This is a genomic window from Streptomyces sp. NBC_01463 (assembly GCA_036227345.1).
GTDB lineage: Bacteria > Actinomycetota > Actinomycetes > Streptomycetales > Streptomycetaceae > Streptomyces.
The window spans coordinates 838,253-852,294 of sequence record CP109468.1 but is presented as its reverse complement, the minus strand read 5'-3'; the positions used below and the strand labels follow the sequence as shown (position 1 = coordinate 852,294).

At 67.2% G+C, this 14,042-nt stretch carries 11 protein-coding genes; 9 read left to right on the top strand and 2 right to left on the bottom strand.

Annotated elements, in window-relative coordinates; translation table 11 throughout:
- The first annotated feature begins 144 nt into the window (after positions 1–144).
- Positions 145–1,212, top strand: a complete 1,068-nt coding sequence (locus OG521_03700; protein WUW19932.1) for a serine/threonine-protein phosphatase — start codon at positions 145–147, stop codon at positions 1,210–1,212.
- Between the two features lie 6 nt (positions 1,213–1,218).
- Here OG521_03700 and OG521_03695 read toward each other — a convergent pair whose 3' ends face one another.
- Positions 1,219–2,412 (bottom strand): serine/threonine-protein phosphatase, encoded by a 1,194-nt coding sequence (locus tag OG521_03695; GenBank protein ID WUW26564.1) that lies wholly within the window; start codon positions 2,410–2,412, stop codon positions 1,219–1,221.
- Between the two features lie 1,146 nt (positions 2,413–3,558).
- Here OG521_03695 and OG521_03690 point away from each other — a divergent pair.
- A complete protein-coding gene (locus OG521_03690; GenBank protein WUW19931.1) occupies positions 3,559–3,873 on the top strand; it encodes a helix-turn-helix domain-containing protein in 315 nt (104 codons plus the stop codon).
- 147 nt (positions 3,874–4,020) lie between these two features.
- On the opposite strand, the gene OG521_03685 is transcribed toward OG521_03690, so the two are convergent.
- Positions 4,021–5,094 carry an ABC transporter substrate-binding protein gene (locus tag OG521_03685; GenBank protein ID WUW19930.1) on the bottom strand — a complete coding sequence of 358 codons (1,074 nt, stop codon included), beginning with the start codon at positions 5,092–5,094 and terminating at the stop codon, positions 4,021–4,023.
- Between the two features lie 1,522 nt (positions 5,095–6,616).
- Here OG521_03685 and OG521_03680 point away from each other — a divergent pair.
- From OG521_03680 to OG521_03650, 7 genes are all read left to right on the top strand, one after another.
- A complete protein-coding gene (locus OG521_03680; protein WUW19929.1) occupies positions 6,617–7,411 on the top strand; it encodes an ABC transporter ATP-binding protein in 795 nt (264 codons plus the stop codon).
- A gap of 135 nt (positions 7,412–7,546) precedes the next feature.
- Positions 7,547–8,218 carry an SRPBCC domain-containing protein gene (locus tag OG521_03675; protein ID WUW19928.1) on the top strand — a complete coding sequence of 224 codons (672 nt, stop codon included), beginning with the start codon at positions 7,547–7,549 and terminating at the stop codon, positions 8,216–8,218.
- Positions 8,215–9,075, top strand: coding sequence for an aldolase/citrate lyase family protein (locus OG521_03670; protein ID WUW19927.1), 861 nt, complete (start codon positions 8,215–8,217; stop codon positions 9,073–9,075). Before OG521_03675 ends, OG521_03670 begins: the two co-directional genes overlap by 4 nt.
- A gap of 62 nt (positions 9,076–9,137) precedes the next feature.
- The gene (locus OG521_03665) at positions 9,138–10,208 is read left to right on the top strand and encodes an amidohydrolase (protein WUW19926.1); all 1,071 of its coding nucleotides are present in this window, start codon (positions 9,138–9,140) and stop codon (positions 10,206–10,208) included.
- The gene (locus OG521_03660) at positions 10,205–11,857 is read left to right on the top strand and encodes a thiamine pyrophosphate-binding protein (GenBank protein WUW19925.1); all 1,653 of its coding nucleotides are present in this window, start codon (positions 10,205–10,207) and stop codon (positions 11,855–11,857) included. Before OG521_03665 ends, OG521_03660 begins: the two co-directional genes overlap by 4 nt.
- A gap of 5 nt (positions 11,858–11,862) precedes the next feature.
- Positions 11,863–12,774, top strand: coding sequence for an ABC transporter substrate-binding protein (locus tag OG521_03655; GenBank protein WUW19924.1), 912 nt, complete (start codon positions 11,863–11,865; stop codon positions 12,772–12,774).
- A gap of 69 nt (positions 12,775–12,843) precedes the next feature.
- Positions 12,844–14,022: a DUF3500 domain-containing protein gene (locus tag OG521_03650; GenBank protein ID WUW19923.1), complete on the top strand. Its 1,179-nt coding sequence runs from the start codon at positions 12,844–12,846 to the stop codon at positions 14,020–14,022.
- Positions 14,023–14,042: the final 20 nt, after the last annotated feature.

The following is a 14,042-nucleotide window of genomic DNA, read 5'->3' as shown; positions in this document are numbered from 1 at the left end:
GATCGTTCGCGGGCCTGCCCGCAGACTGTGGGCCGGGCCCACGCTTCGGCTCGTGTGTTCCTCCCTGCCTCCGTATGCTGATCTAGGTACCTGGATCGGTGAGTGCGGGAGATGGTTGTGCTTCTTCGCCTCTTCAGAACAGCCATGGCGGTACCGGCCGCACTGCCGCTGGCGGTCATGGGAATCGCCCTCGTCGTGGACGTAGCCACGGGTACCCAGTTCAACCTGCTGCCGGTCTACGCGGCCGGCCCGGCTCTCGCCGCAGCGCGTGGACCTGTACGCCTCGTCCCGGCGGTGGGCGTGGTCGCGATGGCCGTTTGCGTCGCAGTGGCGGCGAGTTCGGGCCGTCTGGGCTACGCCCGGATGTACGTCGCGCTGATCGCCATCCTGTACGTCACGCTGGCCGCGTCATACGCGGCGTGGGCCAGGAGCAGGGCGGAACGACGCCTCGTGGATGTGCAGGAAGTCGCCAACACCTTGGAGGACGTGCTCTTCGCCCCTGTGCCGCCGATGATCGGCCCCGTCCGACTCGCTGGTTCGTATGTCTCTGCGAGCCGGGCCACCCGCGTCGGAGGGGACCTGTACAAGGCGGTGGCCTCTTCTCGGGGGGCCCGGGTAGTGATTGCCGATGTCCAGGGCAAAGGGCTCGGAACCGTACGCTGCGCGGCCGTGGTGCTGGCCGCGTTCCGGGAAGCCGCTCCCGACGCGGTCCAGCTGACGGAGATCGCCCGTCGCGTGGAGACCGCTCTGGACCGCAGCACTGACGGCGAGCGGTTCGTGACCGGCCTCCTCGCTCAGGTCAGCGACGCCGGACACCTCGTGGTGCTCAACCAGGGCCACCCCGCTCCGCTGCTGGTGACCACCCACGGGCGGGCCGAGCTGATCGAACCGAGCGTGTCCCTTCCACCTTTCGGACTCACCGCCCTAGCGGGAGCGGACCCCCAGCAGGAAGGGGTCACACGATCGACTCTTCACGCCGGCGACCGGATCCTCTTCTACACCGACGGGCTCAGCGAGGCCAGGGACGGCACCGGCCGCTTCTACCCAGTGGCCGAGCGGGCGGGGCCACTGCTCGCTGAAGGCCGTCCGGAAACAGCCCTGCGCCGACTGCGTGCCGACGTGGCCACGTTCACCGGGAGCACCCCGAACGACGACTCCGCGCTGCTCCTCCTGGAATTCGACCCGGGAAACCCGCCATCTAAGAGAGCCTGAGCGGGCTCAGGGCGCCCGATCGGCAGGTGCTGCCGCGGGGCCTTGCCAGTCGAGGCACAGGACGGTTGCGTCGTCCTTCGGCGGTCGGTCGCCGTAGGCGTCGGCCACTGCGGCTACCAGAGTGCGGACGACCTCGCGTGGGTGCTCGGCGGCGGTCTGGACCAGGAGGCCGGGCAGGTCGACCGTCTGCGCTTCGCGTTCCTGCATGCCGTCTGTGTGCAGCACGAGACGGTCACCGGGGCGCAGGTCGATGTCCTGTACCTGATAGGACCCCTGCGAGGTGAAGCCGAAGGGCATGTCGACGGCCAGGCCCAGCTCCTCGACCGTGCCGTCGCGAAGCCGGAGGGGCCCGGGGTGGCCGGCGTTGACGAGCTGGGCGAGGCTCCCGTCGAGGGAGATGCGCAGCAGCTGGCCGGTGGCGAAGGTGTGCCGCCCGTGATCGAGGAGGGCCTGATGCATCTGGCGGGCCTGTTCGGCGAGATCCGCTCCGGCGCGGCGTGCGCCGCGGGAGGCGTTCACGACGAGGGTAGCGATGAGTGAGGCATTGACGTCGTGGCCCATGGCGTCGGTGACGGACAGGTGCAGAGCGTTGCTGTCGAGGCTGTAGTCGTAGGTGTCTCCGGCGATGTCCGAGGCCGGAACGAGGGCTCCGGCGAGGGCGAACTCCGCCGCCTCGCACGAGGGGGCCGAGGGGAGGAGCTGGCGCTGGATCTCCGCCGCCAGGCTGACCGCCGTGGTGCGATTGCCCCAGTGGTAGAGGTCGGTGAAGCGACGGTCGGTGACGATGATGTACGCCAGCGCGTGCGCGGCCTCCTCGACCTGCTCCAACACGTCCTCGGTCACGACGTCGAGGAACAGCTCCAGCACGCCGATGGTGTCCCCGCGGTTGGTCACCGGCGCAAGGACCCGCTGCCCCTGCCCGCCCTCCTCCAACCGCACCGGTCTCTGGGCGCGCAGAACCTTGTCGTAGATGCCACTGCCGGCGAGGGGGACTCTCTCAGCTCGGTGCCCCTGTGAGGCGCCTCCTGTGTCGTTCACCCGCAACAGACGTCTGCCGACCACGTCGACGAACAGGAACGATACGTACCGCGCGCCGAACCGGGCACGCAGATTGCGGGCCACGACATCAAGCGAGTCCACCGGTGCGGCGTCCTCTGCCGCAGCCAGCACTTCAGCCAGTCCAAGCCGATCACACGCCACCACAGCCTCCAAAAGTTAAGAGGGCTTCTGCCCGCCCACCCGCCCCGCAGTACCTCGGCCGAAAAATCCACCCCACCCGACCCCGGAGGCGCTCCTCACCAGACTTCTCACGTCCTGCTCCTCACCAGATCGTCGTGCTGGCCCCGGCGGCACCTTGAGCATGCTGCAGCTATGAAGCGGGTCCGTCCTGTCCGGGTCGGATGCCGGGGTGAGGCGGGCGGTGAAGGCACGGGTGACCGGGCGAGCCCGGCCGATACAGGCCGCGCGGTCGCCCTGGACCACGGCTGGTACGGGGGCGTGGAAGTGATGCTGATCGTCGTCGTACTGCTCATACGCGTACATCCCACCTGTGATCGGTTGTACTGCTTGTGACGTGACGCCCCGCCTGCCCGCTCTGCGAGTCCTTCACACCTCCCGGTGGATGTGCTCAGTGCAGTTTCCAGGCAATGCGCACCGCAGGACATCACTGTCAGTTGGTTCAGGAAATCTGCCATGGCGGAGGTAGACATGCGGGTCGCGCTGGGGTTAGTGTTTTGCCCGTAGCCAAGAGATCGAGCGGCCCGGCAGAGATGAACTGCCGGGAAGCAGTGCACGTAAGTGCAGGTCGGTGCGGTGGTGGAGTTCCGAAGCCAGGTATTTGCAGAAAGGGCGACGGGACTGGCCCCGGACCGGGTGGCCCGCAGTGATCAGGGGCCACCATGAGCAGTACGCAAGTGCAGTCGCAGTACCAGTGGTCCCTCGGTAAAGGCGTCAGGCTGCGGCGCGCGTACCGGGAAGTTCGGCAGCGGGGTTCTAAGCCAGAGCAGACGCAGGACGGGCGACGGGGCTGGCTGCCGGAGTGGCGCTGGGAGAGGCCACCAGGAGTACGGAAGTAGTTTGTCCAGAGGGAAGAACGGAGGAGCCAGGCGCCATCAGGATCGCCCGGGCGGAGTGTTGAGCCCGGGTACCGCAGGACATCGATAGTGAGGTGGTCTCCGGTCAAGCAACCGCGATCCCCGCAACCCCCGGACCTCTTCCCGGCAGGTATGCGGAAACACAGAGCCGGCGTAGCCGATCAAGGCCGGCTGATGGTGTAGCAGTTCCTTCGGGGCCCTGGTGCCAATGGCACCAGGGCCCCTCCGACGCGTGTTCCACAGGAAGGTACAGATGACAGCAGACGATTCGTTCGGCCGCCTCGATGATGATGACTACCCCGCCTACACCATGGGCCGGGCCGCCGAGATGCTCAACACCACCCAGAGTTTCCTCCGCGCCATCGGCGAAGCCCGCCTCATCACCCCGCTGCGCTCCGCGGGCGGCCACCGCCGCTACTCCCGCTACCAGCTGCGCATCGCGGCCCGCGCCCGCGAACTCGTCGACCAAGGCACCCCCATCGAGGCCGCCTGCCGCATCGTCATCCTGGAGGACCAGCTCGAGGAAGCCCAGCGCATCAACGCCGAGCATCACCGCGCCGGCGAATAGAGCAGTCCACGAGATCGTGCTTGTCCGGCCGACGGGATGCAGTCTCGGTCTCGCAGGTGCCACGCGCCTCCCCAGCAGCGGTGTGTCCAACTGCGCGTCGGCCGGGTCTGCTCCGGTGCTGGCTCGATCGTCCTTAGCGCGAGTAGCTCAGGACAAGTAGTCGTTGGTCCAGAACCCCGATTCTATTTTGGCTGACCCGGGCAGGGTGCCCAACTCCATCACGAACTGGAGCGTGTGCTTCCATGTGCCCTTGTCCATATCTGCGAAATAGGGCCAATTGACTTCCTCAATGCTGGCCTGCATCACTGCGTCCGGGATGCCGGGCATCGCCTGCCTGACTGCAGGGACAATGGCCGGGTCGTCCACATGTAAGTTCAGGTAGGCCGAGCCCTGTTCCACCGCGGTGATGAATTTCTTGACCGTCGAGGCGTGCTGGGCGGCGTACGTTCTGCGGCTCACCACTACCTGTCCGTAGCCGGCGTAGGACCCTGACCATTCATGCACCGTCTGTGAGTTCGCTACGACGACGCCGTCTCCGGCGGCCTGGATCTGCAAAGGAAGCGGTTCCGAGGTCACGAACCAGTCGATCCGGCCATCGGTGAGTGCAGCCCTGTCCTCGGTGGGGCTGGCCAGGGACACCCAGGAGACTTCGTCGAGGTCCACGGAGCGGTTCTTGAGGAACATCTCCGCCTCTGCCCTTGTGTTGGCCGAGCTGTAGCCGCCGACTGAGCCCCTGAGGGTCTGGGCCGCCTTCTTGGGGGATGTCTTGGAAGTGAGTGCATGCTGCTCTGCGAACCGTTTGTTCACGACAAGCCCGAGCGGATTGCCGAGCCCGTCTGCACCGATCGCCACTTCCTTCTTCCCCTTCGCCACCGCTGAGAGGAAGTTGGTGGGGCTGGAGTTGAGGAACTCAAGGGAGCCGGACTCGAGGGATGGCCGTCCACTGGCTGCTGTCACATGTACGAATGTGACCTTCAGTCCCTGCTCTCGGAAGAAGCCGCGGGCATCCGCCACCCGCAGGGGGGCGTCAAAGATGTTGCCCGCGACGCCGACGGTGACTGATTCCGCCTCGTTGGAGGCGGGGCTGCTATACCCGCTGCACGCTGCCAGCGGGAGCGAACCGAGCGCGATGGTGGTCGCGACCACCATCCTCCTGGCGCCGAGCGACGACGGCCTGCTGCTGGCGGATGCTGACGCGGTCCGTCTGAGGCGGTACTCCATGATTCTCCTGTCACCAAGTCTTAGGGGCGGGGATCGGCCGGCGGGTGCACGGGAAGCCGGCGAGCCCCTGGCCGGCTCGCCATCCCCCAGTCGATCGGGTCCGGCGGCACGGAGGCGTCGCGTCCTCGCCGGTCTGGCAACGGGGAGCGCCGCAGCCGTGTGTCAGCGTGGCGGGCTAGCCACGTCCGTGGGCGGGGGAGGCTTCAGGTTGTGCGGATGAAAGGGCTGACCCTTCGCGTCCTTCCGGCTTCCGACAGCATCGCGAGGCATCCTGCAGGGAGTGCGGCTTCGCCGATGTCGCGGAGCTGAGGCCTTTGTTCGTGCTCGACGGGGATTCTTGGCATCTCGGCGTGATCGTTCCGTGCGCAGGGAGAACGGCGGATCGTGCCTGACGTGGTAGCGCCTCGGGTGGGCAGCCGTGTTGGTTCGCCACCAGCGTTGCTTTAGCTCGCAGGGTGAGCGGCGAACGGGCGCGCGACGGTGAGCGACGTCTGCCGACAGGACAGGGCGTTCGTCTACCGCGTCGGCACGGCCGTTCTCCTTGTGTGGTCAGCCATCCCTGCGCGATTGCAGATTGTCTGACAAGTGGTGCGTGGGAATGTAGCAGCAGTGATGTCGCGCTTCAAGGGTCCAGGCGAAGGCTGCGTGTTGGGCTTGGTCGGTCTGTTCAGCGTTATCTCGGTGGTTGCTGCCGGGCGGTCGCCTCATCTGCCCCTTGGAGGGAAGGGCGTCATCTGTCGCGGGGAGGGGAAATCAGGTATCAGAACCTTCGGGTGAACAGTTTTGTCCGACGATCCTTGTTGCAAATCAGTCAAATCCGTCATACTCAACCTTGATTGAGGCTGGCGGGGTGCCGCTGCTGGAGGGTGCGGAATCAGAGGCTGGGTGCATCGGTCACCCGCCTGTCCGGTCAGGAGTCGCGTCACCGGTTCCGAGGGGGGCGTCGAGAGGCTCGAGCGGCCCGCTGATGCGCGCACCCTCGACTGTGGGCGCTTCGTCCCGTGGGGTGCCCTCTTGGGGTCGCGCCAGGAGGCTGTCGTTCGCCGTTGGGTGTCGCACTGGCCCGGCAGGTCGGCGTGGCACGGTCGGGGCTGGGGCATCTTCTGCCGCCGGGCCGGCGCCCCGCGCTCTTGGGTGGAGTGACGGCGTTGCTCTGGTGTCGGCCCACACCTCGCGGGTGCAGCACCCTGTGCGCTCGAGGTGTGGCGCTCTGCCGGTGACGATCCTTTGTCGGACAGTTCTCCAATGGGTAACCCGCGATTCCTGTGAATGACGGCCTCTTCCTGCGCACTTCTTGTGCGGCCCGGATGGCGGTGTTAGCTTCCCCTCATCGGTTGTCAGACAATCTGGCGGCGTAAGCGTCGTCGATGACTGATCAGCAGGAGAACCAACGCCAACCTGGATGCCCGTCCGCGTGCTCCAGGCGCACCACCTTCACAGCACCGCCATCCACGACGCCGCCACAGGCGCGAGCGCACGGCCCCGCTTCAGCTCTTGCGAGGACGAGGCCGAGGAGACAGATATGTCGACCACACAGCGCAACTCCCATTCGGAGGCACTCCGTCTGGACCACGTCACGCTGGAGTTTCCCGGGACTCACCGACCGGCGATCGAGGACGTGTCGTTCAGTGTCGATCGCGGCAAGGTCGTGGCCGTGATCGGGCCCAGCGGGTGCGGAAAGAGCACCATCCTCAACCTGGCCGCCGGACTGCTCACTCCTACGCAGGGGCAGGTCCACTACGCCGGCGAACCGGTCACGGGCGTCAACTCCGACGCGGCGTACGTGACTCAGCAGTCCCACTTGCTGCCCTGGCTGAGCGTCCAGTCCAACATCGGACTGGCGCTGAAGTTCCGCAAGGTTCCCAAGGAGGAACGCGAAGAGCGCGTCGCCCAGTGGGTCGAACTCGTCGGCCTGACCGGCTTCGAGCATCACTTTCCCCGAGAGTTGTCCGGCGGCATGCAGAAGCGCTGCGCGATAGCGCGGGCCTTGATCTACAACCCGTCCATCGTGCTGATGGACGAGCCGTTCGGGCCGCTCGACGCCATCACCCGTCTGGAACTCCAGCAGGAACTGCTCAACATCTGGCGGGAGCAGAACGGGACTCTGATCTTCGTCACGCACGACCTCAACGAGGCCATCTACCTGGCCGACGAAGTCATCGTGATGTCCAAGGGGCCCGGCACGATCCGCCGTGTCATCAAGGTTCCCTTCGAACGTCCTCGGCAGATCGGTTCGCTCGTCGAGTCGCCCGAGTTCTCGGAGCTCTACAACGACCTCTGGGGTCTGTTCGCCGCCGAGCGCAAGGCCGCCGCGTAGCACAGCCAGGCCCCGGAGCCGGATCGGACAGCCCGCACAGGTCCCCGGTCCATGTCCGGAGCTCCGCGCCCCAAGACACCATGCCGGTCGTGCCGTCACGCCCCCTTGTCCGTCTGACGTCGCACCTGCCGCCCAGTGAGGTACACAGCTTTGATATCGATCACGGATGAGATCGTCGTTCCGAGTCCGCCCGAACGGGTGTGGGAGGTCATCTCCGATCCCTCTGCCGTCGTCTCGTGCATCGGCGGCGCCGAGCTCGGCCCGTCGCACGACGACGGATCCTTTGACGGCACCCTGGCCATCAGGTTCGGTGGCCTCCGGGTCAAGTTCGCCGCCCGGGTTTCCCTCGATCTGGACGAGACCGCACATGAGGGACGTCTTACGGCCCGCGGCGCGGACGGGCAGGGGGCCACCCGCTTCAGTGCCGGCGCCACCTTCCGCGTCGTCGAGGGGGACACCCCCGGCGCCTCGCGGGTCTTCTGCGACGGGGAGATCAAACTCAACGGCAAACTCGCCAAGTTGATCGAGTCGGGTGCGGGGATGGTGGTCTCCAGAATGACGAAGGAGTTCACCGACCAACTGGTCCAGAAGTGCGCCGCCGCTCCTGCCGAGCCCCTTGCTGCCACGCCAGTGGAACCTGCCGCAGCCACATCCGACGGGACGCGGACCGCTCAGCCGCGGTCGGCCGGACTATTTGCCCGCTTGCGGGCGTGGTGGGCAGATCAACGGGCCAGGCGCGCGGGACGGACGACGCAGCGTCCTGAGGGCAAGTCCGCGGAGGCACTCGACCAGGGAGGTCGGCGATGACAACATCCAGGCTCAACAAGGTGATCGGCGCCCTGGCCGAAGGGAAGCACGTCTTCGCGACCTTCGCGGCGGCCGATCCGACGTCGGCGATCGAGCTGAGCAACTCGGACTACGACGCCGTGGTGTTCGAGATGGAGCACAAGCCCTGGGACATCAATGCGCTCAAAGACAGCTTCCAGTACCTGCTGAGCAGGCGCCGGGTCTTTGAGGCGCACAGCCTGGCGCCGGACGTCACCCCGATGGTGCGGATCCCCGCCAACGGTGCGGAGAAGGCGCAGTGGCATGCCAAGCAGGCACTCGACCTGGGCGCGTTCGGCATCATCTGGCCGCACATCTCCACCGTGGAGGAAGCCCGTAACGCCGTCGCCGCCTGCCGCTACCCGCGACTGCCCGACACTCCGCGCTACGAGCCCGCCGGCCTGCGAGGGGACGGCCCGCACGCCGCGACACGGTACTGGGGCATCTCGAACATCGAGTACTACGCCCGCGCCGACGTATGGCCGCTCGACCCCGACGGCGAGATCCTGGTCGGCCTCATGATCGAGGACCAGCTCGGCATCAAGAACCTGCCGGACATCCTCGACCAGGTGCCGGGCATCGGACTGATCCTGATCGGCGAGGGCGACATGAGCCAGGAACTGGGCTTCCCGCGCCAGTACGAACACCCGCGTGTCCTGGAGTGCAAGCGGCAGATCCTCGACATCTGCGCCGAGCGCGGAGTCGCCGTTGCCCACCCGCACGTCACCGCCGGCAACGTCAAGCAGGTGCTCGACGACGGCTACCGCTTCCTGATGTCGGCGCCGGTGCGTACCTACCCCGGCCTGCAGAAGGCCCGCGAGCTGACCGGCCGCAGCTGAGGGACGCACCAGCCCGGGCCGCACAGCACGTCACCACCGCATCGCAAGTTTCGGAGTAATTCATGATCATCGACAGTCATGGTCACTTCACCACGGCGCCTCCCGCGCTGGGGGAGTGGCGCGAGAAGCAGATCAGAGCGTTCGAGGAATGCGGCGCCCGGGTCTCGCCCGACGAGCTGAACATCAGCGACGACGAGATCCGTACCGCCATCGAGAACGGGCAGCTCAAGCTGCAGATGGAGCGCGGCACCGACCTGACGGTCTTCTCGCCGGGTGCGGGCAAGATGGCTCATCACTACGGCGACGAGCAGACCAGCCTCGACTGGTCCCGGGTCAGCAACGACCTGATCGCCCGGGTGTGCGGTCTCTTCCCCGAGCGGTTCGTGGGCGTGTGCCAGCTCCCGCAGTCGCCGGGCGACGCCCTGGCCGCTTCGGTAGGCAACTCCGTCATCGAACTGGAGCGCTGCGTAGAGGAGTTGGGCTTCATCGGCTGTCTCCTCAATCCGGACCCATCCGACGGCTACTACCAGGCGCCGCCGTTGACGGACCGGGTCTACTACCCGCTGTACGAGAAGATGGTCGAGCTCGACGTCCCCGCGATGGTTCATGTCGCGATGTCGAGGAACCCGGCGATGCAGGGCACCTGTGCCCACTACCTCGCCGGCGACACCGCGGCGTTCATGCAGCTGTGCGAGGCGGACCTGTTCAAGGACTTCCCGACGCTGAAGCTGATCCTGCCGCACGGCGGCGGCGCCGTCCCGTACCACTGGGGCCGCTACCGCGGAATGATGCAGGACCGCGGTCGGCCGCCGCTGGAGGAGTCGATCCTGCGCAACGTCTATTTCGACACCTGCGTGTACCACAAGCGCGGCATGGAACTGCTGCTGGACATCATCCCCGCCCAGAACGTCCTGTTCGCCTCGGAGATGATCGGCGCCGTCCGCAGCGTGGACCCGGAGACCGGGCGTCGGTTCGACGACACCAAGTACACCCTCGACTCCATCGACACCCTGAGCGACACCGACCGCCAGGCGGTCTACGGAGGCAACGCGCTCCGGGTCTTCTCACGGCTCGACGGCGTCCTGAAAGCGCGGGCGACGGCCGCGGCGAACGTGAAGGAGTCCCACAAGTGAAGGTCTACGAAGCACTCGCCGAGGCGTTCGTCAAGGAAGGCACCAGCGACGTCTTCGGCATGATGGGCGACGCCAACATGCACTGGATGGCCGCGCTCGCCGACCGCGGTGTACGGCTGTACGAGGTGCGGCACGAGGGCTCCGGACTCGGCATGGCGGACGGCTGGGCCCGCGGCGCGGGACAGCCCGGCGTGGTTACCACGACCAGCGGCCCCGGCGTCTCGCAGCTCGCCACTTCGATGCTCTGCGCGAGCCGGGCGGGCACCCCCCTGGTGGCCTTCTGCGGGGAGACCCCGCTGGGCGACGAGGGAGCCACGCAGTACCTCGACCAACGGCGCTTCGCCGCCGCGATCGAGTGCGAGTTCATCCAGGTGACCCGGCCCGAGAACGCTCAGGAGGCGGTACGAGACGCCTTCTACCTGGCACGGACCAAGTCCAAGCCGGTCATGATCAGCGCGCCGTTCGACGTCCAGGTCGCCGATATGGACGACTACGACGAGAACTACGTACCGTCCACCGCCCTGATCGAGAAGTCCCGGCTGCTGCCCGACCCGTCCAAGGTCCAGGCAGCCTGCGACCTGATCCAGGACGCCAAGCGTGTAGTGATCATCGCCGGGCGGGGTGCACGCAAGGCGGAGTCGGGCGAGGAGATCCTTGCTCTGCAGGAGCAGACGGGCGGCCTGCTGGCCACCACCCTGCAGGCGAAGAACTGGCTGTGCGACCGCACCGACTTCCACGTCGGCCTGTCGGGACTGTTCGGCGACAAGCTGTCGATGGAGCTGCTGCAGGAAGCCGACTGCGTGATCGCGGTGGGCGCCAGCCTGAACCACTACACCATCGAGAGCGGCTACCTCTACCCCGAGGCCGAGTACATCCAGATCGACACCGCTCCACACCTGGTCATGGGCAACGGCAAGGGGGCGGACTGCTACCTGCAGGCCGACGCGGTCACGGCTCTCAGCGAGCTGACCCGCGTGCTTCAGGAACGTTCGGTCCGGCTGGAGGGTTACCACACCGACCAGGTCCGCCAGCACCTGACCGGCCGGCTCCAGCAGCCGCAGTACGTGCAGGAGCCCGGCCGGCTCGACCCGCGCGAGGCCATCTGGATCCTCGACCACGAACTTCCGGGCGAGATCGGTCTGGTCCTGGGAAGCGGACACCAGACCGACTTCGGCACCATGCTCTTCCAGCGCTCCCGTGACGTGCTCTCCAACTACGGCATGTTCGGCGCCATCGGCCAGGCACCCCTGATCGCCATGGGCCAGATGGTCGCCAAGGGCAACAAGCCCGGCTTCGTGGTGGAGGGTGACGCGAGCTTCATCATGCACCTGTCCGAGTTCGAAACGGCGTGCCGGTACGACATCCCGCTGCTGGTCGTCGTGATGAACGACCAGGGCCTGGGCGCCGAATACCACAAGGCGAAGGCCAAGGGACTCGACCCTGAGCTGGCGACCATCTCCACGCCGGAACTGGGCGCGGTCGCCCAGGCACTTGGCGGTGGCGGGGCCACGGTCCGCACCGCACAGGAGCTGCGTGACGCACTGGCGGAGTACGTGCGGGCTCCCCGGCCCACAGTGATCGACGTCCGCATCACCCGAGAAGTGCTGAGCACCCCGTACCGCCGCATCCAGTACGGCGAGGACGTGTGAGCCGCATGAGCGAGACACACCCCACGGCACCGCTGACCGTGCTGCTGGGCAACTACCCGCACACCCGGCCGCTGAAGGACGGAACCATCCCTGTGGACGGGGTGGGCTGCCAGTACCTGGAGTCCTCTCCGCTGCCCCCGGCCTTCGCCCGGATGGTCCGTGAACTGGCCTACGACATCTGTGAGATGCCGATGGCCACCTACCTTCAGGCGCGCGACGCCGGCATCCCGTTGACCCTGCTGCCGGCGGTGCTGGTGGGAAGCACCCACCACCGTTCCCTGACCCGGCTGCCGCAGGACCCGGAGATCACTCCCGGGGACCTTGTCGGCCGGCGGGTGGGCGTCCGCGCGTACGGCCAGACCACCGGGTTGTGGGTGCGCGGCTGGCTGCAGGAGGAGTACGGGGTCAAGTCCTCGGACGTGACCTGGGTGACCACCGAGGACGTGCACGTCGCCCAGTACGTCAACCCTTCTTATGTGGAGCGGTCGGGGGCCGAGCGGGTCGTGGACCTGCTGCGCTCCGGCGACGTGGCCGCGGCGGTGCTCGGCCCGAAGGCGATCGGCGGGCAGGGCGCGGGACTGGTCCCGCTCGTGGCGGATGCCGAGAGCGCCGGGACGGCATGGGCCGAGCGGCACGGGACAGTCCCGGCGAACCACCTGCTGGTGGTCCGCGACGACGTCCTGCGCACCCGTCCGGACTCCGTACTCAATTTCTACCGAACTCTGAAGAAGGCGATCGTGGCCACCGCCGGCGAGCGCGACGACTCACCCGCCGGTCGTGCGGTCACGGCCGGATGGAGCGCATCCCTGATCGCCTGCCTGGAGATCGCCGGACGCTACGCCCAGGAGCAGGACCTCATCAGAACGCCGGTCGATGTCGAGGCGATCGAGGAGAAGACAGCCTTCCTCGACAAGTGAGGAGGCGATCGATCAGGGGTGTGCCGCCCAGCGGCGCACCGTGAGCAAACACCGAGAGGAGGAGCAGCGATGGGAGAACCAGTAGGGCTGCGCAAGCGGGGCAACCCGCCCACTCGCAAGCCGGAGACCTGGACGCCCGACCTGCTCGAAAAGATCGCCTGGCGAGTGAGGGCGGCCAAAGAACCCTTCCGGGGTGTGGCCACGTCGGACGGGATAGAGCCGGGACTGTTCCCGCTGCGCGACACCGGCGCGGACGTCAGCAAGGTGTACCTGGCGGCGGAGGACTACCTGGCCGGCCTGACCGCGGAGGAACTCGCCGAAGGCCGGTTCCCGATGGACGACGTGAGCTGGCGTCACTGGAACAACGGCGCCCGCTACTTCCTGCGCCACGGTCTGCTGCTGGAGGACTTCGACGACGTGGGGCGCGACCGGGCCCTGGCCGTCATCCGGGCCAGCCTCAGCGTCGACGGGTACCGCCAGATGGTCGACCTGATGCGTCTCAACCTCACCATCGGTGAGATGAGCGACAACACCGACGGCCTCAACGAGTGGCTGTACTGGTTCTCCCTCTACGGCGAGCCGGAGACCGGTGGCCCGTGGGGCTGGCAGCTGGACGGACACCACGTCAACATCAACTGCGTGTTCGTCGGCGACCAGATGGTTCTCACCCCCACCTTCCTCGGCGCCGAGCCCGTGGTCGCCGGGTCCGGGAAATACGCCGGGACTGTGGCTTTCCGGGGCGAGGAAGCACTGGGCCATGAGCTGTTCACTCAGCTCGACGGAGGGCAGCGGGAGCGCGCCGTGATCGCGGACGCGATGCCCAAGGAGCTCCTCGTCGGAGCGTTCCGGGACAACTGGGAGCTCGACTGCCAGGGACTGCGGCTCGCCGACATGTCCTCCGGCCAGCGGGAGACCGCCCTCCAGCTTCTCGGTCTGTACGTGAACCGGGCCGACGACCACCACGCCCGGCTCCGCATGAAGGAGGTGCTGGCCCACGAGGGCGACACCCGCTTCGGCTGGGCCGGGGACCCGGACGGCACCTTCTACTACCGCTTCCACAGCCCGGTGATCCTCGTCGAGTTCGAGCACATGGCCGGTGTGCTCTTCGACAACGACTACCCCTCGCGCCGTCACATCCACACCATCGTGCGCACCCCCAACGGCAACGACTTCGGCGTCGACCTGCTGCGTCAGCACCACGAGCGGCACCACAAGCCGCGGACGGTGCGCCCCGGCCGGCAGGCCTGAAGCGCTCCAGCGCTTTGCAA

Coding starts and splice junctions, on each gene's coding strand:
- OG521_03690 (WUW19931.1), top strand. CDS start 3,559: ATGACAGCAGACGATTCGTTCGGCCGCCTCGATGATGATGACTACCCC.
- OG521_03650 (WUW19923.1), top strand. CDS start 12,844: ATGGGAGAACCAGTAGGGCTGCGCAAGCGGGGCAACCCGCCCACTCGC.
- OG521_03670 (WUW19927.1), top strand. CDS start 8,215: ATGACAACATCCAGGCTCAACAAGGTGATCGGCGCCCTGGCCGAAGGG.
- OG521_03680 (WUW19929.1), top strand. CDS start 6,617: ATGTCGACCACACAGCGCAACTCCCATTCGGAGGCACTCCGTCTGGAC.
- OG521_03665 (WUW19926.1), top strand. CDS start 9,138: ATGATCATCGACAGTCATGGTCACTTCACCACGGCGCCTCCCGCGCTG.
- OG521_03700 (WUW19932.1), top strand. CDS start 145: ATGGCGGTACCGGCCGCACTGCCGCTGGCGGTCATGGGAATCGCCCTC.
- OG521_03655 (WUW19924.1), top strand. CDS start 11,863: ATGAGCGAGACACACCCCACGGCACCGCTGACCGTGCTGCTGGGCAAC.
- OG521_03685 (WUW19930.1), bottom strand. CDS start 5,094: ATGGAGTACCGCCTCAGACGGACCGCGTCAGCATCCGCCAGCAGCAGG.